Source organism: Cellvibrio mixtus subsp. mixtus J3-8 (assembly GCF_000766945.1).
GTDB classification, from domain to species: domain Bacteria; phylum Pseudomonadota; class Gammaproteobacteria; order Pseudomonadales; family Cellvibrionaceae; genus Cellvibrio; species Cellvibrio mixtus_A.
On record NZ_KN266214.1, the window covers coordinates 1,627 to 24,766 of the forward strand.

General features: G+C 45.2%; 12 protein-coding genes. 5 read left to right on the forward strand and 7 right to left on the reverse strand.

Features of this window, described 5'->3' with window-relative positions; all coding sequences use genetic code 11:
* The 6 genes from A596_RS19345 to A596_RS19370 form a co-directional block, all read right to left on the reverse strand.
* On the reverse strand, positions 1–6,425 hold a 6,425-nt coding region (locus tag A596_RS19345), incomplete at its 3' end, for a SpvB/TcaC N-terminal domain-containing protein (RefSeq protein WP_039917959.1).
* 270 nt (positions 6,426–6,695) lie between these two features.
* Positions 6,696–7,490 (reverse strand): gluconate 5-dehydrogenase, encoded by a 795-nt coding sequence (locus A596_RS19350; protein WP_039917962.1) that lies wholly within the window; start codon positions 7,488–7,490, stop codon positions 6,696–6,698.
* A 113-nt stretch (positions 7,491–7,603) separates the two neighbouring features.
* Entirely contained in the window at positions 7,604–8,443 is an 840-nt protein-coding gene (gene kduI, locus A596_RS19355) for a 5-dehydro-4-deoxy-D-glucuronate isomerase (RefSeq protein WP_039917963.1), read from the reverse strand.
* A gap of 132 nt (positions 8,444–8,575) precedes the next feature.
* The gene (locus A596_RS19360) at positions 8,576–11,092 is read right to left on the reverse strand and encodes a glycoside hydrolase family 88 protein (protein WP_235425787.1); all 2,517 of its coding nucleotides are present in this window, start codon (positions 11,090–11,092) and stop codon (positions 8,576–8,578) included.
* A gap of 170 nt (positions 11,093–11,262) precedes the next feature.
* The gene (locus tag A596_RS19365; RefSeq protein WP_039917965.1) at positions 11,263–14,064 is read right to left on the reverse strand and encodes a TonB-dependent receptor; all 2,802 of its coding nucleotides are present in this window, start codon (positions 14,062–14,064) and stop codon (positions 11,263–11,265) included.
* Positions 14,065–14,355: 291 nt separating this feature from the next.
* A complete protein-coding gene (locus A596_RS19370; RefSeq protein ID WP_052417735.1) occupies positions 14,356–15,735 on the reverse strand; it encodes a glycoside hydrolase family 28 protein in 1,380 nt (459 codons plus the stop codon).
* 908 nt (positions 15,736–16,643) lie between these two features.
* Between A596_RS19370 and A596_RS19375 the strand changes: the two genes are divergently transcribed.
* The 5 genes from A596_RS19375 to A596_RS19395 all read left to right on the forward strand — a co-directional run bounded on the left by A596_RS19375 (position 16,644) and on the right by A596_RS19395 (position 21,784).
* On the forward strand, positions 16,644–18,164 hold the full coding sequence (locus tag A596_RS19375; protein ID WP_039917967.1) for a UxaA family hydrolase: 1,521 nt from the start codon (positions 16,644–16,646) through the stop codon (positions 18,162–18,164).
* 247 nt (positions 18,165–18,411) lie between these two features.
* The gene (locus A596_RS19380) at positions 18,412–19,569 is read left to right on the forward strand and encodes a Re/Si-specific NAD(P)(+) transhydrogenase subunit alpha (RefSeq protein WP_039917969.1); all 1,158 of its coding nucleotides are present in this window, start codon (positions 18,412–18,414) and stop codon (positions 19,567–19,569) included.
* Positions 19,570–19,581: 12 nt separating this feature from the next.
* Positions 19,582–19,881: a proton-translocating transhydrogenase family protein gene (locus tag A596_RS19385; RefSeq protein ID WP_039917971.1), complete on the forward strand. Its 300-nt coding sequence runs from the start codon at positions 19,582–19,584 to the stop codon at positions 19,879–19,881.
* 2 nt (positions 19,882–19,883) lie between these two features.
* The gene (locus A596_RS19390) at positions 19,884–21,287 is read left to right on the forward strand and encodes an NAD(P)(+) transhydrogenase (Re/Si-specific) subunit beta (protein WP_039917974.1); all 1,404 of its coding nucleotides are present in this window, start codon (positions 19,884–19,886) and stop codon (positions 21,285–21,287) included.
* A gap of 92 nt (positions 21,288–21,379) precedes the next feature.
* Positions 21,380–21,784: a VOC family protein gene (locus A596_RS19395; RefSeq protein WP_039917975.1), complete on the forward strand. Its 405-nt coding sequence runs from the start codon at positions 21,380–21,382 to the stop codon at positions 21,782–21,784.
* Positions 21,785–22,010: 226 nt separating this feature from the next.
* Here A596_RS19395 and A596_RS19400 read toward each other — a convergent pair whose 3' ends face one another.
* Positions 22,011–22,952, reverse strand: a complete 942-nt coding sequence (locus A596_RS19400) for a sugar kinase (RefSeq protein WP_084128672.1) — start codon at positions 22,950–22,952, stop codon at positions 22,011–22,013.
* Positions 22,953–23,140: the final 188 nt, after the last annotated feature.

Genomic DNA, 23,140 nt, shown 5'->3' on the forward strand with positions numbered 1-23,140 from the left:
TTCCAATCCGATTTTTGCCGCTCACCCCAGGCACCAAAACTCATGCGATTCACAAACTGGCCGAGCGCATTGGTGGTGGCTTCTACTGAGCCCAGGTTATCCGTGTGTAAGTACACAATATCATTCGCGCTTTGTGTGCCATTGGTGAGCACACGGTTGTTCATGATCACACCATCCACATAACTTTTTTGTGTGGTGGTAGCACCATCAACAATCACTTCATAAGTACCGCCCGCTAACTTGTAGGTGGTTTTGGTGAAGTTAACTTCCTTATACAGCTCGTGATCCGGGTCGTAGTAAAAATCTACGGTGAATGTACCGGAAATACGTGTGGGTTTATTAAATGTATCGTAGGTAATGGACTCACTGCCACGTGCCGTCATGTTGCCGTATTTATCGTAGCTGTAATTCACACCACCAGCAGAAGTCACTGCATGCACACCGGCATTGCGCACTTGTTGATAGAGCAATTCGCCCACATCGTTTTCCATGCCGCTGAACATATCGGAACGATTAACCAGATTACCCAAACCACCGTTGTCATACGTAAAGGTTTGCGCGCGCGAAAACAGCCCGCTGGTGGTGATGGTTTTTATGCGATTGAGTTTGTCGTAACCGAAAGACTCGATGATATTTTCCTGCGCCACGCCATTGGCATTGGTCCTTGCTGTCGTGCGTGTGGCGAGATTGCCCAGTGTGTCGTAACTGTAATTCAGGTTTTGGATGTCGCCGTATAAGCTGGTGACATTGTTGATGCTGCTCAGGCGACCGGACTTGATAGTGGTCAAGCGACCATTTTTATTATCGAAGCCGGTTTGGGTAACAACACCGTTGCCCCATAGCTGGTTATTGAACGCACCGCGAGTATCAACGGTATTACCCAACGCCCACAACACGCGCGACGTGGACGTTACATCGCGCGTTTGGACTTGATAACCCGCCGCATGGTAATCGCGCTGGATTTTGAAACCGTTTGGATATTTAACGGTTTCCGGGCGGCTGAAGTTGTCGTAGGTGTAAGTAAATTCACCACCATTTAATCCCGCAGTGTTGACAATCTGGCGAGATAAACGTGAGAAACCATCATAAAAATAATCTTCACTAAATCCATTGCCGCTGCGGCTTGTTAACTGGCCTTGTTGTCTGGTATCCCATACCCATGAGTAAGAAATATTACTGCCATTAGCAGGTTTATCAATACGGCTGGTTTGGCGGCCCAAGCGGTCGTAATCGTAGCTGATATATTTTTCAACACCGTCAATACCTTTTTGCCAGGTTTGTTTGCGCAGTTCGCCAAAACCATTGAAATCAAAATTCACAATACCCGCATCGGGATCTTTGATATAGGTTTTGTTTCCGGCAAGATCATGGCGGGTATCAATTTGCGTAACAATATTATTGTTTACCTGCGCTGTTTCAAGGTTGCCAGCAGCATCGTAACTGTATGCCACGGTGTTATAGAGTGCGTCCTCAACGCGAACCACTTGGCCCAATGCATTAATCCAGCTATTGCTGGTTTGTATTTCAGAGCCACCCACGGGTTTTATTACATTTACGTTTTCTGAAACCTTGTAACCATAGCCATCGGTGGTGTAGCTAACTGTTTTGCTACCACCATCGGCAGCCACAATGCTATTAGCTCTGCCCATCGCATCGTAACTACTGTAAACAGTCCATGCACTGGCTGAGGCGCTGCTCGCTAATAGCCCATCAGTTACATAGGGCTCAGAAATTCGAAACAGATTGCCGGCTTCGGAATATTGCGTAGCTTTATTAACCATTTTTCCATCCAAACCATACGCCACATTGCGAATTTCACGTTGCAATAAGTCGTAAAAGACGATGCTTAATGGTTCACCCAACTTCCCTGGCTGGGCGGTATGCGTTACCTGGGATGCGATACCAAAGATTGCTCCTGTCGGGCAGGTCACCGGCGCATTGGCACAATAAAATGCGATGCTGTCAGAGACTGTGCCATCAGGTCCTTTTTGATGATGCAACCGCCCTAATGCGTCGTAAATATTGGTCGTAGATTGCCCCAGGAAAGTTTCCGTGCTAATGGCACCAAAACGATAATCATAGGCATATGTGGTTGTGTGGCCTTCTGCATTAGTAATGGTTTGCGGATATATGCCGGACGCAAAATTACTGAATGCCGTGATACGTGCAGGTTCATCGGTGCCATCAATATCCCTGGCTACTTCAGTAATTTTGTTCACAATGCCATTGTTTTCACGATCATAGGTTGTCGTTTTCTGAATTGGTTCACCCTTGAAATCAATGCGCGACCAAATATCGCGTTGCGCGTTAGGCGTGAATTCGGTAATGATCCGCTTCAGCCCATTACCTCCGGCTTTTGTCAGTTCTTTAGTCGATGTTAATAGAAAATCATCGCTGCAATTTGCCGGTGTGCCGTAATAATCATAATAATTATCAACTTGTTGGTTGGCTTGTTCGCCTGTTACCTCAGTACCATTTATTCCATTGCCGGTTTTTATAGTTTGCCGGGTGAGATTTCCACACGTATCAAATGTATTAACCGTTTTTCCAACACTGACAGGTAGGGATTCATTGGTTGTACTTAATTCATATTTTTTCTGCACAGATGAACGCAGGTAAGGAAAACGATTATTTGCTGGATGCAATTCATAGGTATGATCAGTAACAGCAATTAACTTTCCTGAGGTATCTTTAATTACCTGCTTTTTTACGCGTCCGTTATATGGCCAATCCAGACGATAATCTGTTGAGGTTACCAATGATTTATTAATATCGATGGTTTTTATATTTTCGAAACCGATAAATCCACGTCCATGGCGATCAACCCTTGCGCCGGCATAAAAATAATTCCGATAATTCAAACTTCCCCAACCATTACTGGTACCCACCATGGACACCACTGGCATGCCGCGACTGGCGGGCATTTGTGGAAATTGCGGTCTAATCCCCGGGGAATACAATGGTGTTTCAAAGCTAACTGTGGGTATTAAGGGGCTGTAACGTATTTCTGTATTTGCAGCAAATCCATCTGTGATGCCCTTTAATAAATCCGGTTGTTTTTGTTTGCCGGGGTAAATCGTACCGCTGTAATTGATATCCAATGAACCATCGTTATTGACATCGCCCATCAGTATATTCGCCTGGACCTCACCATACACCGGATTGCACACATTGAGATTGGACAAAAAGGCAACTTGATTCCCTGACGAATCTTTTGCTTCAACAAAGTTAGCGGAACCACCGTTATTGTCTCGCGCTAGCAATACTCTTAGTTTGCAGACGTTAGGCCCGCTGGGAACTATCGCTAACAAATCGTCTCGTCCATCCTGATCGTAATCGTATGCGTACGAGAAATGGTTATAGACGTAATACGATTGACCTGCCTGGCCAGCAATGATGCCGGTATCGATCTGGTTTCCAAATGAGCCATTTTGCGCGTTAATGCGGTAGAACCACTTACCGGTGTCACCTGTCACTTGATGATAGAGGAAATCTTTGTTGCCATCTCCATTGATATCCGCCACCACCCTGTACAATCCACCGGTCTGCCTAATGGGGCTATCTTTGAAAGGTTCTGCGACGGTATAGAGTTTAGTGGTATTCGCTTCAAAAGAATCACCGAAAGGAAACACAACAAATACACCTACCGGCTTGCCATTAGTGGCTGAAAAATTAACATCGGTTGTAATACGGGATTTTAAGCCATCGCCACTAATATCAAGAAGCACCGTACCCGCACTCTTGGTGGTATCGCGGGAGCCTGTTTGCACAAATGCAGGTATCGATTGGTATGACTGGATAAAGTTGATTCCCTTGTAATTAAAATCATCTAGTCCATCATTATTGAGATCGTCCACTATAAATGAACCAACGTCTGTGGAATCACGATCAATTTCACTATAAGTTTTGGTATTGGTGCTTCGATTAATATTGGTGATCAAGCCAACAACTTTCTTATTAGGCGTGACCGTCTTATCAATGGTTTGAATGAGGAGTGCATAACCATTGTTGGTCATCACCGGGGCTGCTGCATCAATGGTGTAGCCAGCGGTCACCCAGTCACCATTATCGAAACACAAGCTGGTAGTTCCCCAGGCTACCTTGCCGGTTGTTGTAATTATATCGTTGCGTTCATCGCCATCCAGATCAACAATTTGCCTCGCATCGGAGATCTTAGCTCCGTTGCAATATTGCAAGGTGTATGGATTATTCACATCAAAACCGAACTCACCGCTATCCCAACTGAATTTGAGTGGTTTTGCACATTTCCAACTGGATGACTCATAACCGCACTCGGTGATGGAATCCACAAGCTCACGCTGCGTAGCCTGGCTTAATACATAATCAGCATCATAGCGCTTAATGGGCGTGCCATTTTCAGGAAACAGTGGATTTGTCACATTGATATAGGTTGTAACAGTGTCCAATACTTTTTTGCGTTTGTAATAATTACCTCTTGAATAACCCCAGGGTATTTGGCCCAATCGATCCTGATAATTAAAAACAACGGCGGAACCCGGAGCAAAATTGATTCTCTGTGGATAATAATCACCACTAGCAAGATCATTGATGTAAGAAATCGTATAGGTATTGCCATAAGTATCTTCTACTTTGTCCAGTAACCAACTGGCTACTGCCGATGCAGTTGTCGTTGAGGAATAAACTTTGCTACCCTGGCTGGAATCCGCCTCGCCAAATGTCAGAACACGTCCATCCTTCGTCCACACTTTGAAATAACCGTGATCGCCATTTGCACTGGAACCATAAGCAACAATGCGCGAAAAGTTATCCAGTTCCGTTCGGTATTCCGTTCCGGTTGCCCAATACGTGGAATTTGCCGGGGCTGCACTGGAAGCAATTACCAGTTTTTGTCCATCCAGACACAAACGATCGCCAATTGTGTAACGCAGATTGGGTTTTTGCGCTTCTGCACCCTCCGTCGCAAAAGTCTTACGGCATCGCGTAATAGCGGAAAGACCACTCAAATTCCAACCAACACCCATCAAGCCATTTCCAGCACGACTGTTATAAGCAAGCGCCAGTTTTGGTTTCAAATCACGCACGGCTGGCGGCAGTTCAATACCAATTGAATAATTTGCTGCACCATTACTAACACTGAGATTACCTTGCGTTGATGCAACGAGCTGATTGGCTCCCAGAGAAGGGAGTCCGGAATTTGTTAATGAATAATTAAATATTGCGGGTGCTTGTGAATTGAAATCGAATAACGTCGCCGAGCTTGAGGTTGACGCCGATGAGCTGCTTGCAGCAGCAACCACAAACCGACCTTCTGCCGACTTCGACATTCCCCCATTCGAACCACTAGCAACAATATGCCAGTAATAAGTTTTACCTACAGTTAGTGTTGGTGGGGAAGTATTGCTAACAATTGTTGCAGCACCATCCGGATTACCGTAACGGGTTCGTTTTACCCAATTTGTGCTCCAGGTTAATTGTGCTGCATTTCCAGCCGTTAATGCACTGCTACCCAAATTATTAATTGACCAGAAATCTACATACTGACCACTCAGACCAGCCCGGGGTGATTCGGAAATTGCAATGCTGTAAGACGCTGTTGAAACCAGACTAGCAGTAGTAGCAGCGAAGAATGGAATCGTTGAGCCAGTTCCACCAACTGCCGGGCTTTGTATAATTGCAGTAGTTGGTGGTACCGGGATATTACCAATTGCGCTTGAGCCAGTAGTACAACCGGCTGCATTACAGGCTTTTAATAAAAAGGTGTAGTTAACACCAGCGCTGATGATTGGCACTTCCTGATAGGTAGCCATGCCGGAGTAAATGAGTAAATTATTCCGGTACAACTCGTAACGCGAAACATTGCTGACAGCATTCCAGGAAATTTCAAAAATGTTGCGATTGAGATTATTACTAATAGTCGGTGTGGGTTGTGCAGGTAGAGACATCACTGTAAAACTGGCTTGCGCAGATTTGGTGCCGTTGGATCCAACAATGTGCCAATAATAGGTTTTACCAGGAGTGAGGCTTGCGGGTGAGCCGACCGTACTACTGCTTACCGCACCATCATAACCACCACTGCGAATATTGCGTGTCCAACCTGAATTCCAGGTCAAACGATTTGAGTTAGTCGGTGAAAGGTCATTAGCTGTGAGGTTTTGTTTTATCCACCAATCAACGTATTGATTATTAACCCCGCCGCGTGGATTTTCCGAAACCGCAACGTTATAAGTCACACCGCTGACAAGGCTTGATGCTACTGCTGAAAATTGCGGAATGGTTGATTGATCACTGCCAACAGGATTGGCGATTTGGGCAGTCTGGGCAAAGGTGTTGAATGAAATTATTGCCAGAGCAACATAAATAAAAATATGAAGTTGTCTGAAAAAACTCGGAAGGTATTTTTGATGATTGTTTAGCGAGCGAAATATCCTTAAATATTCAGACATAAGTAAACCTCCATATTATGGATCTATGATTGATAGCAAGAGAGAAAAAAAGGAGAGAGGGCAATGCAGGGTAGGACACCTATCCATAGCGCCATCTGGTTTAAATTTAAGCGGAGGGCATAATATCGATGAAAACACGGCGTGACAATAGTCACTTTAATACTAAAAAATCAACAACCGTTGCAAATATGGATTAATTGCTTGAAAAGGATATAAAAGATCGAGATCAATAATATGCAGGGCAAACCAATGCCCTGCATACCCTAACGACTAAACCTCATTACCCGGCTTACCAATAGTTGCCAGAATCCCACCATCCACATAGACAATTTGCCCGGTAACAAAATCGCTCGCTTTGGACGCGAGGAAAATGGTTGCGCCTTGCAGGTCATCCGGATCACCCCATTTTGCGGCGGGAGTCCGGTTGATAATAAACTCATTGAAGGGATGACCATCTACGCGAATGGGTTCGGTTTGGCTGGTGGCGAAATAGCCGGGGCCAATACCATTCACTTGCACGTTATATTTTGCCCACTCGGTGGCCATATTTTTAGTAAGCATTTTCAAACCACCTTTTGCGGCTGCATAAGCACCCACAGAATTGCGGCCCAATTCGCTCATCATTGAACAGATATTAATAATTTTTCCCTGGCGACGTTCAACCATTTTGCGCGCAACCGGACGCGTCATAGTGAACACGCCAGTTAAATCAATTTTGATGACTTCTTCAAAATCTTGCAGCGACATTTCCAGCAACGGTGTGCGTTTAATAATGCCGGCATTGTTGACCAGAATATCAATAGGGCCATGCTCGTTTTCGATTTGCTCAACAGCAGCGGCAACCTGGTCTTCATCAGTGACATTGAATTTGTAACCAAATGCCTGGAAACCTTTTGCGCGATATTCGTTAACGGCATTATCGATTTTTTCCTGCGAGGAATTACCGTTGATAATTAATTTTGCACCGGCGCTGGCGAGACCTGAAGCCATGGCCATACCCAGGCCATGGGTGGCGCCGGTAACCAGGGCAACTTTTCCGGTTAAGTCGAAGAGTGGGTGAGTCATAAGGTGATCTCGATTGGGAATTTTTTTAAAATTTCTTGAGTGGGATAAAATTTTTAAACGTTGGGAAAACCCGTATTCGTCAGACTTCATACGGGCTACGTATTGGCAATAATTTATTTGAGTTCGCTGGGCTTGTGGAAATCCATATCGGTGTAATCGTGGTTTTCACCCGCCATACCCCAAATAAATGTGTAGTTGGCAGTGCCTACACCGGAGTGCATTGACCAGGGTGGTGATACAACCGCTTGTTCATTCCCAACCCAGATATGGCGGGTTTCTTCCGCGGGCCCCATAAAATGACACACAGCGTGATCTTGCGGGATATTGAAATAAAAATAGGCTTCCATACGGCGGCTATGCGTATGCATCGGCATAGTGTTCCAGATGCTGCCGGGTTTTAATTCGGTCATGCCCATTTGTAATTGGCAAGTATCCAATACCGTGCTGATCATCAGCTGATAGATTTCGCGCTCGTTACAGGTATCGCCAGCGCCGACTTGCAATACCTTACTATTTTCCTTGTTCAATTTTTTGGTCGGAAAAGCCTGATGTGCCGGAGTGGAATTTAAATAAAATTTTGCCGGGTTATTCGCATCGTCGCTGCTAAAAATAACTTCTTTGGCACCGCGGCCGATATATAGAGCCTCTTTAGTATTGATGGCATAAACTTCGCCATCAACCGATATTTTTCCCGCCCCGCCAATATTAATAGCGCCCAATTCGCGACGCTGCAGGAAAAAATCCGCTTTCAATTGATCGTAGCTTTCCAGCGCAATTGCTTTATTTACCGGGAATGCACCACCAACCATCAAACGCTCATAATGGGTGTAGGTAAACAATACTTCATCGGCAGCAAAAATATTTTCCACCAGGAAATGTTTACGCAGTTTTTGGGTATCGTAATGTTTGAAATCATCGATATGTACTGCAAAACGCTCTTCTACGACTTTCATAATAAAACCTTCTATCACGGTTTGTTACTTGTGCCTGCGCGCAATAGGCGGGCAGGTAATGATCACTTTCTATGAGGATAGTGAATTGCATAACCAGTGAATAATGAAATTTGGCTATGCAATTCATTGTTACTACTTGAGTAATTTATAAATCTCAAGGCTCGCCCCGATAAACGGGCTATTGCCTTTGGCATCGTTAGAGAAAATGCGCTCGGTCATGTAGTAATCATAGGAACCATCGCGACCAAATCCCAAACCGGCTACCAGGCATTGATCATTCATACTGACTTTGCCATCTTTATGCACCGTCATAAATTCATTGATGAGGCCCTGGTAACTTTTTACAGCTGCATCGCGATAGGATTCCGGCAAATAACCTTTGTTAACGGCTTTCGCAAGGAAATAAGTAAACATTGCACTTGCGGATGACTCGCGGTAATTGCCAATGTCGCCCGGCCTATCGGTAATTTGCCACCAGGTGCCTGTGGCTTGATCCTGGTAACGCAAAATATCCGGAGCCAATTCCACGATGATATCCGTCAACGTTTTGCGTAATTCCGTTTCTGATTCCGGAATAAAATCGAGCACATCAACCAATGCCATTGCATACCAGCCCATACCGCGCGACCAGAATTGTGGGGCACGACCGGTTTGCTTATCGGCCCAATCCGCTTTTTTGGATTCATCCCATGCGTGGTAATAAAGGCCGGTTTTTGCATCGCGCAGGTGATCGCGCGCGATTACAAATTCATGTACGGCTTCTTTAAAACTTTTGTGTTGCTGTTCACCCGTTTCATAAGCAGCAGCATAACGCGCTAAAAATGGCATACCCATGTACACACCGTCCAACCACAATTGATTTGGATAGGTTGCACGATGCCAGAACGCGCCTTCGCTGGTACGGGGATGACGTTTTAAATTTTCACGCAAAAAATCAGCGGCTTTGCGATATTTTTCTTGCCGGGTGCGTTGCTCCAACAAGATCACCATTTCACCCGGCTTGGTCAAATCGATGCTGAATAAATCCGGCTCAAAGGTTTCAATGTGTCCATCATCGCGGATATAACTGCCGGTTACAGTTTCCAAGGCTTGGCGATACGCAGGATTAGGGCTGATTGCATCAATATCTTGTAACACAGCGATTTGCATACCCACTACATCGTATTCAAATTTGCCCGGACGTTTACGGTATTCATCCCAACCTTGATAGTGGTAATTCAGGGTTTTGCGTTCCAGTTCGGAATCCGCTAATTTCTTCGCCCAGTTCAATGCGGCTTCAGAGTCAACCGGTTTTTGTTTTGCAGCCTGGCTCAATGTCGATTCAAAACGTACGCGTGGAGTTTTGGTCAGGCGTTGAATTTCACTATCGAGATACGCTTTAAATTCTGCTTCGGTTTTGATGCCATTTAATTCGTGCTCCCAGGCCGCCACAAAATAATATTCCAGCTCGCCGCCTTTATCTTTCATGATAGAGACGTAGGAATTTTCATCGGTCGTTTGTTTTTCACGATCATCGCGACGGAAAATTACCGCCATGCCCAAATGATCATTCTCGCCACTTAAACTTTGCTTGCCCCAGCTGGCCGCGTAGGTCCAGGCGTAACCACTGATATTTTGTGGCCCTTCAAAAAAGGTCGTGCCGGGATGTTTAACCAAACCAATCGCGAGGTTCGGTAATTGCTGGCTCGCTTGTAATTTCACATTCACTAAACGGCTGCCGGCATTCATTGTCAAATGCGCAGTCAAATCCACTTTTTGGTTATTGATTTGCCAACCGTTGTAATTGATTTTGAATCCGGAATAAAGATCACCATTATTGGTAATGATGGCATCGCGAGTATCAACCAATGAAACCAGATCAACACTTTTTCCATTCCAGAAACCATAGCCACCCATGCCGAGTGATTTGCCCACCTTTAAAACATCCACACCCCAATCGGCGTTGATGTGATAGGAATCGTAACCATCTTGCCCGACATTTTGCAGGACAACATCGTTGGTTTTCTTACCAAAAATATCAAAGCCGTTACGCCAGTCGAGATAAACACGGTATGCCACTTTATCGGATTCAATACCGGGGCCTTCATAGCGAATCCAGAAAGAGTGATCCGTGTATTGTGCTGGTGGCGTTACTTTATCGACATTTTTAAAAGTCCCGCCCACATATTCCTTACCTTTCCATTCACCACCGTCTTTGATGGAAATTTCAGCCTGGGTTTGTTTTTTCAACGCTGGTTTTTGAATGGCGGGATCGGAGGAGATTACAAAGGATTTGCTTTCTGCTGCTGCGAAATCGCTCACTAACAACAAACTATCCACTGTACCATCGCCGTCAGTATCCACTGTTTGCGAAGGCTGGACTGTGCCATTGACTGACACACTTAAATGTTTTACCGCTTCATCAGTTGGATCCAACCCCAAATCGTATAACGGAAAATAAATGGGTTCTTGCTGCAAAGCGAAATTATTGGCATTGGAAATTTCTGCAGTAGCGACTTGCGGATTGGCCGCTATTGTTTGCGCAACAGATGTTGTAGCGGTGGTTTGTTGTTCATTGGTTTTTTCTGGTGAGCAACCGGTAATTGCTGCCAAAAAAATACCGCCATAAATAGCCTTGCGGGGCGTTCTGCTTTTCAACAATAAACTCACGCTCTTCACCTTCTCTTTTACTTGAATAGTAGCTGCTTGAAAATTAGCTGTTACCTGGCAATCAATCCTGCATAAAAAACAACAAAACACCTGCTTAAATAATCAAACAGGGGTGCCAGCGAACTGACATCCCTTTTGATTTCATTTTTAATGCAACAAGCGTACGAACATTAATTAAATTTGTATTGAACGCCAAGGTTAAATTGACGGCCAGTTGCGTGATAGTAAGACAGGCGTTGCTCACTTTCGCTACCAACCCATTGATCGTCCACCTCATCCGTCAGGTTTAATGCCTCAAGCGTAACTTTCCATCGATCACTTACTTGGTAACCGAATGATGCATCAATGTTAGTGGTTGAGTTTGTACCCTCTTCATCATTTCCTTCCCGGCCAACTGGTGTAGTCAAATAACTGCTACGATTTGCCAATGAAACACGGCCGTTAAACTTATCATTCTCATAATAAATTGTTGCCGCATAAGTCTCATCAGACAAACCAACCAATGGACGAGTCTTTTGGAAGAGACCAGCGGCGTTTAGATAATCCAAATCGGATTCAACATGAGTGAAGGATCCGATAAAACCAAAGTTGCTCCAGAATCCAGGCAAGAATGTAAATGGTTGCTGGTAACTAATTTCATAACCATCCAAATCGCCGCCAGGACCATTTACAGGCGCAGAGAACGACCAATCAACCGATGTATTACATTCAGTCACTGGTCGACCAGCGCTGGCACAGGCATTTACAGCAGCTTCAGCGGGCAAGCCTGTATCTAAATAATTGACTTGTGTTCTAACAGTTTGAACATGGCTTTCAATTTCTTTCTTGAATAAAGTTAAACCTAATAAACCTTCTTCAGCGAAATACCATTCAACACCCAAGTCATAACTTTTCGCTTTAGTTGGTTCCAATATTGGGTTAGCGCCGGTAATAGTACGGTTTGTACCAGCGACACTGACGTTTACCGCAGGAACAATCGAACCAAGGCCAGCTCTGGAAATACCTTCGGAATAACTCGCACGCACAAATAAATCTGAAATTGGTTCTACAGACAAATTCAATGCAGGCAATGTATCTGAGTAGTCATGTTCAACAGTAATGTAACTGCGATTTGCCGTGTTCGCGTTCAACCAACCACTTGATGTTTGATCGGTATCAAAACGACGCACACCAATATCACCACGTACTGGCACAGAGCCAATATCAAAATTAAAATCTGCTTGCACATAAGCACCAGTGGTTTCTTCACCCACTTCGTAGGTGCTACCGTAGTTTGGAGTCATTGCTGCATCAAACAACTTATAGCTATCCATGATTAATCCACGATTTGGAATTAACCATGGCTGACCATCACCCAAACCAGAATCGTATTCAACGATAAAATCCGGATTGGAAAGAATGTCTACGCCATTAACACCTTCACCGGCGGTGAGCACAAATTGATTTGTATTAAATGAAAAATCTTTATAGTCCGCACCAATCTTAAATTTTAAGTGGTCATTAAAATCGTATTCAAAAGCAAGAGATGCTGCATCATTCTCATTTACAGTTGATTGTGGACGCTGACGAACACCATTCGTTTTCCATGATGTTTTGGCATATGCGGTTTCGTCAAAGATTAACTTTGGATTATCATAATCGCGATAATCATAAGTAAACCGTTGATTATTCGCTTCCATAATCACAGTATTCTGAATAGGGTTGTCATAATCAGATTTTGTAGTTCCAACCAGAGCTTTCATACGGAAACTATCAGTGAAGTCTTGCTTCAAGGTGATAGTGCCCTGGGAGAAGTCTGTTGACATATCATCAAAACGGTTTTCTGAAAGTAAACGAGTGCCTTCAATATCTGCATAAACCAGAGTATTCCCTCGAACTTCGTAATCCAACAGGTTACCGCCAGTGACGTTAGTACCTGGGTTCATTGAGGCTTGTAAGAAAACTTCCTGACGAGTTGCATCGAATTTAGCCCATAGGCCATCAACACTAATTTCTGTTGTGTCAGTGGGGCGGAATTGCAACGACAAACTTGAGCCCAAGCGCTCCATAGTGTGTTCGAATGAGTCGTAACGTGGAATGCGTGGTGCAAATTTGCGGTTGTCATAAGTACATGCGGTGCTTGCGTTGTTGTCAGTATCCAGACAGGGGCCATTTACCACATCAAAATCATTCGGGTTAGGCGCAACACCAACTACTCCGGCCCCCAAAGCGCCAACCGTTTGGCCTTTCACTGTTTTAAAGCGATTACTATGCTGATTGCTCCAACGGACAGTACTCGAACCTTCATCTTTTACATCGCGCTCTGAATAAGACAGGGAAAATAGAGCACCAAATTTGCCATCAGCAAAAATATTACTCACCAGAAAAGAACCACCTGGGTCAGTTTTTTCTGATAAATCGTTATAGCCAAGCTGACCAGCAGCAGTGAACACAAATCCCTCATAATCAAACGGCTGAGCAGCTTTCAAGTCAACAGTTGCACCTAATGAGCCTTCCTGAATTTCGGCCGAGTTGGTTTTACGCACGGTCAAAGAGCTGAATAAATCAGAAGAGAAAGTATTGAAGTCAAAACCACGACCGCGGTTATTACCACCAACGGCATCTGTACCACCTGTAGTTGAAACAGTTTCCATACCATTCAAACGAACAGTAGTAAATGTTGGACCAAGACCACGCACAGTGATGCCGCGACCTTCACCACCAGAACGCTGGATCGCTACGCCAGGAACACGCTGTAATGATTCAGCAAGGTTATTATCTGGAAATTCGGCAATATCCGATGCGACAATCGCATCCACAAAACCAGTTTGACTTTTCTTAATATTCATTGCGTTTGCCAAGCTGTCACGGAAACTCCCCGTAACCAACACTTCTTCAACGGTTTCGTCACCAGCCTCTTGCGCATACACGCCAGCAGGCAATGCCGCTACGGCCATGGCCAGTACGATTGGATTTAGTGCAAACTTTCTCATAGCTATTCCCCATCTTTTATTGTGATTAAATCATTGAGCTAATAGAGCTGTGTTTTTTTGCCGCCTCGTGGGCAACAGCAATCAACACGGTTTCACAAACGAGCAAATTCAGGTCAGGCAGAATTCGCGTTACTTTGTAATCTGTTTGTTATAACTGTTTTTAGCCTGGGCGGCTTTTTAGTGCTTTTCCTTTTAGAGAGGACGATGGGCACTATTCAAATTTTTTTATATTTCAATTCGCTTTATGAAAAATTATTAACAATTTATTTAATGCAAATGTCGCAATTTGCATCAGGCTTTAAATTCAATGCCCTGGATTTTTACATTGCTGGCGACAAAGTTATCCAACTCTTCCAATACACCTATTGCATCTACTTTTTTGAAATCACAATCAATTAAGTGAAGGCTTTGGATAGGAGAACGCTTGTAACCGCGCACCTGGAATACTTTATGTGCCGTTTCGCATTTCAAGTTACTGATATGAATATTGCGCACAGTCGGGGTAAATTTACCGGCATCGCCTTCTTCGTAATGAAAGTCGATAACAATAGCGGTTTGCACTTCGCCGATTGTGATGTTGCGAATATAGAAATTTTCGATCACACCGCCGCGAATGGAATTGGTTTTAATGCGGATGCCACGTTCCAGTTCAGGACTGCTCATCACGCAATTTTCAACAAACACATTACGCACACCACCGGAAATTTCGCTACCAATTACCACACCACCGTGTCCGCTACGCATCTGGCAATCGCTGATCAAAATATTTTCAGAGGGAATATTGATACGGCGGCCATCGGCATTGCGGCCGGATTTAATCGCGATGCAATCATCACCGGTATCAAATAAACAATTTTTGATAACCACGTTTTTGCAGGATTCAGGATCGCAGCCATCGGAATTGGGGCCATGGCTAACCAACTTGACGCCATCAATCGTGACGTTTTCGCATAACACCGGATTCAATAACCAGAAGGGCGCGTTAGTGATAGTTATATTTTCGATTAATACATTTTTGCAGGAATAGGGCTGCACAAATGTCGGACGCAAATAGGAACCGTCAGCGTAATTACGCCGGGCGACAGGTACATTATTTTCCATGTCCTGCATTAATTTATTACGCGCCGCTTCCTGGGTCGGCACGCCGGGAATACCCCAATCCACGCTGCTGAAATTACTGCCTTTCCACGGCCACCAGGTCGTGCGATTGCCCTGACCATCCAACGTACCTTTTCCGGTCACGGCAATATTGGTTTGCCCGTAGGCATAAACCAGGGGGGAATAACCCATGATTTCCATCCCTTCCCAACGCGTAAACACGGCCGGCAGGTAGGCTTTGGGATCAGTGATAAACGCAATAGTTGCGCTTTCATCAATGTGCAAATTCACGTTGGAGCGCAGATGTACCGGGCCACTCAAATATCTACCACCAGTGACCAGCACTTTACCGCCACCGGCGTTGTGGCATGCGAGGATAGCGGCCGCAATTGCCTGGGTATTGTCGTGGCCGGCCTTGGCCTGGGCACCATAGGTACGGATATCAAATGTACGATCAGGAAATTCAGGAACACGCACTTGTTGGCGGATCAGTTCCGCTTGCGACCATGGATCAGTACTGGCTGGAGACGCGACTGAAGCATTGTGATGGGCACAACCGCCCAGGATACCCATGGCCGAGCAGCCGGCAATTGTGGTCAACCCCTGTTGAATAAAGGTACGACGACGGATAAAGGCCTGGCGGCCTGCATATTCCAGGTACATCTCAGTCACTGCGTGTTCTCTCGTGTATTGCTTTATCGGCTGAATGCTTTTGTTGTTATGGCCAGACCTGGACGCTTCGATAAGTGAGTAACAAATTCGCCCGCATTACTTATGAAAGAGTTTTAGCAGACGATTCTGATTGCCACTGGCAAATGTCCAATCCGGCTTTTTCGAGAAGAAGATACTTATCCTCCTATCGAACGAAAATCATTCTGTATGTCATGTTTGATATTTGCAAGCCAATAGCACAAAAATTTTCCTTAACAAGCGTAAATTTAGTGTTTTTTACGCCATATTTGTCATGTAACCGTTTTCTTTTATTTTTTAATTAAAATGTAAACGTATACACATCACTTTAAATAGAAATTTTTTAAAAAATATTTGATTTTTATTGAAAATAAAACATCCTAATATTTTTATAATATTAGGATAAACTTAATAATATGATAGATTCGTTTTTATGTAACAGGCTAAAGATTTGTTTTGCGCCATATGAAACCGGTTACATTTGAGTTTTTGGGCTTTGGAGGGTGGTTGCGAGAGCCAAAAATCGGGCGTAGATTTGATCCCGGTATTGACCGAATACCATTGCCGATTTTGAGGCGCCGCAAGGCGCCTTTTTTTTAAGATCGAATTTATCGGTGCAGCCAAATGCGTCCAGGGACGCATGGAGTTGAGGGAATAGCAGTGAGAATTTTCTGAACGGCTACACTTGAAATGATCGCGGAGGCATCAATCCTTTTCGGTAATTCATTACATTGATTCGTTAGTTCCTTAATTCGCTTCCTTAATTCGAGAGCATCGAAAGAGAGACACGCGTGAGCAGTATTATTGTTTTGCATGACAGAGATAACGTCGGTATTTGTAAAGTTGCCCTGCCAGCCGGGGTTCTGTATGCAGAAAAAGATGTCACCCTCCTGCGCGATATTCCCGCCCTGCACAAGTTTGCGGTGCGTCCCATCGCCAAAGGCGAAGCGATTTTGAAATACGGGCAAACCATTGGTTTCGCCAGCCAGGATATTCCCGCCGGTGAACATGTGCATGTGCACAATTGCGCGATGGGTGCTCTGGAAAAAGATTACGGTTTTTGTGAAGAAGCCAATCCTACTGAATTTGTAGCCATCGAAAAACGTGCAACCTTCCAGGGCTATAAGCGCCTGAATGGCAAAGTGGGAACGCGCAATTTTGTGGGCATTATCACTACCGTGAATTGCTCGGCGACTGTTGCAAAAGCCATTGCCCAGCATTTCACCTTCTCCGGCGAGCTGCAAAAATATCCGAATATTGATGGCGTCGTCGCCATGACCCACGACTCAGGCTGCGGTATGCGCTCGGATGGTGAAGGTTATGAAACCTTGCGTCGCACGTTTAACGGTTATGCTCGTCACCCGAATTTTGGCGGTGTGATGATGGTGGGCCTGGGTTGCGAAACCATGCAGATCCAGCGTGTGATGGAAGAATGCGGGCTCGCCGATTCCAACACATTTACCGCGTATACCATTCAGGACGTAGGCGGTACGCGCATCGCGATTGAAAAAGGTATTGAAACCCTGCGCGCGATGTTGCCACTGGTCAACGAATTCCAACGCGAAACGGTTCCTGCAAGCGAATTAATTATCGGTTTGCAATGCGGCGGTTCTGATGCACTTTCCGGTGTAACGGCAAACCCTGCTTTGGGCATTGCCGGCGATATTTTGGTTCGTCACGGCGGCACCGTCATTTTGTCTGAAACACCGGAAATTTTCGGTGCAGAGCATTTGCTAACACGCCGCGCGGAAAACCCGCAAATCGCGCAAAAATTATTGGATCGCATCAGCTGGTGGGAAGATTACACCGCGCGCAATGATTTCGAATTAAATAATAATCCATCACCCGGCAATAAAGCCGGTGGATTAACAACCATTATTGAAAAGTCACTCGGTGCGCAAGCCAAAAGTGGCTCAACCAATTTAACCGATGTATTTTTATACGGCGAAGACATAACCACCAAAGGTTTTGTGTTTATGGACAGCCCCGGTTATGACCCGGTATCCGCCACGGGCCAGGTCGCATCGGGCGCGCAGATTTTATGCTTCACTACCGGCCGCGGTTCTGCATTTGGTTGCAAACCGGCGCCCAGTATCAAACTTGCTACCAACAGTAAAATCTTTGCGCATATGAATGAGGATATGGATTTGAATTGCGGAAAAGTGCTGGACGGCGAGGTTACACTGGAACAAAACGGCCAGGAAATTTTTGAAGAAATACTCGCAGTTGCTTCCGGGAAAAAAACCAAAAGCGAATTGCTTGGCTACGGCGATAATGAATTTATCCCGTGGAAAATTGGGGCAGTGGTTTAAATTCGCTCCCATTTTTTTCAAAGCACAGGCCAAATCCCCCGTTTGGAAAACGGTGGGAATGTAGCGCACTGATCAACATTCGATATTTTTATCGCACTACGCTCAATTAAAAAATTTTATACAACGATAACCGGCAAAAAGCTGGATTAACTAGAAAGCAAATTACGGCAGTTCCATCGGTCACATTAATAATGATATTGATGTGACTTCCTATTGCCCAAAATTTGCCACAGAGAGAACGACAACAATGAAAATAGCCATCACCAAAGAGCGGCGGGCACACGAACGCCGTGTTGCCGCCACACCGGACACTGTAAAAAAATTTATTGCACTGGGATTTACAGTGGTAATTGAAAAAGGTGCCGGAGAATCCAGCCGTATTCCCGATAGTGATTACCAAACCGCCGGTGCAACTATTGAAAGCGATATCGTCAATTTATTACGCGACGCTGACATAGTTTTAAAAGTGCAGCGACCATTGCTCGAAGGCGAAGGACAAATTAATGAACTTGCGTTAATAAAACGCGGGGCATTATTAATCGCCATGCTTTCACCTTATGCCGATCCTTCAGCGCTCACTCAATATGCGCAAGCGGGCATTACCGCAATGACTCTGGAATTTGTGCCACGCATTACGCGCGCGCAGTCCATGGATGTGTTGAGTTCACAATCCAATCTCGCCGGTTATCGCGCGGTGCTGGAAGCCATTCATATTTATGATCGCGCCATGCCGATGATGATGACCGCTGCCGGCACCATCGCACCCGCACGCGTAATGGTTCTTGGCGCAGGTGTCGCCGGTTTACAAGCGATTGCGACTGCGCGGCGTTTAGGCGCAATTGTTTCTGCAACCGATGTGCGCGCGGCATCCAAAGAACAAGTGGAAAGCCTCGGCGGAAAATTTGTGATGGTGGAAAGCGAGGAAGTTAAAAACGCTGAAACCGCAGGTGGTTATGCCAAAGAGATGAGTGATGATTACAAGCGTCGCCAGGCTGAATTGGTTGCCGAGACATTAAAGAAACAAGACATCGCCATTTGCACCGCGCTAATTCCCGGACGTAAAGCCCCCACATTAATTAATGATGAGATGGTGTATTCAATGCGCCCCGGTTCAGTGATCGTCGATTTGGCAGCGGAACAAGGTGGTAATTGTACCCTCACCAAACCCGGTGAAATTATTGAAGTAAATGGTGTAAGCATTATCGGTTTATTAAATATCCCAAGCCGATTATCAGCAGATGCCAGTGCGCTTTATGCCAAAAACCTGTTGAATTTTATTACTCCCATGGTGAATGCCGACAAACAGCTCGCTGTTAATTGGCAGGATGAAATTATTGCCGCCACAGTGCTCACACGCGACGGCGACATTGTTCATCCCAACTTTAAACCTGCCAGCGCGGCTTAAGGGGAATTCATTATGGAAACCAGTTTTGTTTCGCAATTATCGATTTTTGTACTCGCGATTTTTGTTGGCTACTACGTAGTCTGGAGTGTGACGCCTGCGTTGCATACACCTTTGATGGCAGTGACCAACGCCATCTCCAGTGTGATTATTGTCGGAGCATTAATTGCGGTTGGCCCTGAAGGCATGAGTTTATCCAAAGTGCTCGGCTTTGTTGCCATGGTGTTAGCCGCGATTAATATTTTTGGCGGCTTTACCGTCACACAACGCATGCTCGCCATGTATAAAAAGAAAGATAAAGCGGGGAGTAAATAATCATGGCCAGCTTCCACGAAAACCTCACCGCATTCGCTTATTTAGTCGCAGCCGTTTTATTTATTCTCGCGTTGCGCGGTTTGTCATCTCCAGAGTCATCCCGTCGCGGCAATACGCTCGGCATGATCGGGATGGCAATCGCAATTATTACTACGGTATTGAGCCCGGAAATTACCTCCTATGGCTGGATTTTTTCCGCGTTAGCGATTGGCGCGGTGATCGGGATTTTTATCGCACGCAAAATTGCCATGACCGCAATGCCGCAATTAGTAGCCGCATTTCATAGTTTGGTTGGCATGGCGGCGGTATTGGTTGCTGGTGCAGCATTTAGTAATCCGATTGGTTTTGGTATTGCCAATGCAGCGGGTGAAATTTTTATTGCCAGCCGTATTGAAATGGGCCTGGGTGTGGTGATTGGTGCAATTACCTTTTCCGGTTCAGTAATTGCATTTACCAAATTACAAGGATTGGTTTCCGGAAGACCAATTGTGTTTGGTGGCCAGCATTTTCTGAACGCGTTAATTGGTTTACTGATTATTGGTTTGATTGTGTATTTCTGTGTTGACCAATCTGCGTGGATTTTCTGGAGCATGACCGCACTTGCATTTTTAATTGGTGTGCTGCTCATTATTCCGATCGGCGGCGCTGATATGCCGGTGGTAGTTTCCATGCTCAACTCCTATTCAGGATGGGCTGCGGCTGGCATCGGATTTACACTGCATAATAATGCATTGATTGTTACTGGTGCACTAGTCGGCTCGTCGGGTGCGATTCTTTCCTATATTATGTGTAAAGGTATGAATCGCTCATTTTTCAATGTGATTCTTGGCGGTTTCGGTGCAGATGCAACAGCCGCAACTGCAACAGCTGGCGACGACAAACCGGTTAAACAAGGCAGTGCCGAAGATGCTGCATTCATTATGAAAAATGCCGGCTCGGTGATTATTGTTCCCGGCTATGGCATGGCTGTTGCGCAAGCGCAACATGCATTGCGCGAAATGGCTGATGAATTAAAACGCGCGGACGTGAAAGTCAGTTATGCCATTCATCCGGTTGCTGGCCGTATGCCTGGCCATATGAATGTGTTACTCGCTGAAGCCAATGTGCCTTACGACGAAGTGTTTGAGCTCGATGATATTAACAACGAATTCCAGACGGCTGATGTTGCCTTTGTAATTGGTGCAAATGACGTGACCAATCCCGCCGCCAAAACCAATCCGCAAAGCCCGATTTTCGGCATGCCGATCCTGGAGGTGGAAAAAGCGCGCACAGTATTGTTTGTGAAGCGCTCTATGGCTTCAGGTTATTCAGGTGTGGAAAACGAATTGTTTCATCGCGATAACACCATGATGTTGTTTGGTGATGCGAAGAAAATGGTCGAGTCTATTGTAAAAAATATCGCGTAATATTTTCCATCAACAATTTTTTGTATGAGTAATGGAGCCCCTCTAGAGTGCCGCTCGGTGAGGGCACTCATTTTTCCAGGTTTAGGTAGGTTATGAAGATTGAACATTTTGCCGTAAATGTAGCTGACCCTGTTGCGATGGCTAAATGGTATGTGGCGAATATGGGTTTGCAAATTGTGCGCAAGCAAGAAGGCGGGGCTAACACCCATTTTCTTGCTGATGATTCCGGTGATGTGATGATTGAAATTTACAACAACCCACCGGATGAAGTTCCCGATTACAAAAATATGAATCCGTTGTTATTACATCTGGCTTTTGTGTGTGAAAACCCGGAGCAAAAACGTGCAGAGCTCGAATTAGCTGGAGCAAGCTTTGCCGAAGAAGTACATATTAAAGATGGCTCGCATTTAGTAATGATGCGCGACCCCTGGGGACTAGCAATTCAGTTATGCAAACGCGGGAATAAAATGCTGAAGTATCAGCAGGAATTTTTTTGATTATTTATTGTAACGTCGCGATGTGAGTTTTTTCGTCAGTCACTGATTTCAAAACCCTCGAGCCATGGATGGCGAAAGGGAGCCAAGGACGGGTTTATGCGTTTTTGAAATCAGTGACTGACGGAAAAACGGATTCGAAGGGATAACACTGTTCGAATAAGGATAAATACCGATAATCGTTTTCACCATCCATGGTATATAGATTTCACCAAAAATATTAAGCGGCCTATGCGCCAAGTTCTTTATCAAAAATAGCTTTATCAATAATCGCACCACGGTGACGAATGATAATGCCGGCGCAGCGAATGCCTTGTTTCGCAGAATCTTCAATCGATTTTTTCTGCAAACGACCCGCGAGATAACCCGCGTTAAATGTATCACCTGCGCCGGTAGTATCAATAACACCTTGCACAGGTGGAACAGGTACGCGGATTTCCGCATCGGGGGTAATGATCACGGCATCATCAGCACCGCGTTTTAATACAAGTTCGCACAGGTTGTAAGATGTGTAACGTTTTTTGCAGCCTTCGATACTGTCATCGCCCCACAATAATTGTTCGTCATCGAGGGTAAGCAGCGCGATATCGGTGTATTGCATAATCGCGAGCATCGCTTGTTGGGCTTCAGCTTTATCGCGCCATAAGCGCGGGCGATAGTTGCTATCGAACGCGATAATCACATCTTGCTGACGCAATTTATGCAATGCGTTGTATAAAAATTCACGTGATTTTTCGCCAATAATTGCCAGCGTAATGCCACTCAGGTAAACGCAGTTGCAATGGACCAGTTTCTGGCACAATTGATCGGCAGCATCCTGCGAATTAAATAATTCGCGTGCCGGCGCCTCTTTGCGCCAGTAAAAAAATTCGCGCTCACCATCAGGGCGATTGCGAATAATGTACAAACCGGGTGAACGACCGGGAATTTGTTTGATCAAACCGGTACCAATATTTTCATTCGCCATGCGCTGCATAATTTGCGCACTGTAAGGGTCATCACCCAACTGGGTTACGTAATCAGTTTTTAAACCCTGGCGAGCCATATACACCGACGTGTTATAGGTATCGCCAGCGAAAGAAAGGGCCATTGTTTCGCGGCCATTGCTGTCGGCGGTCGGGAACGGGGAAAGCTCCACCATGACTTCGCCAATTGCTGCTATGTGTGCCATGTTAAATTCCACGGATGTGCTGGTTAAGAATGTTGTTATGGGTTGTGCGATATGGGTGACGCAATAATAAAGATGCGTGACATTAAGCCGGGCAACTATAACACTTGTTAAATGGCAACCCTAGAATTTTGTGCGATTAAAATGAAGTTGTTTTGTTATTTAAATGTTATTGCTGATTGGTAAATCAG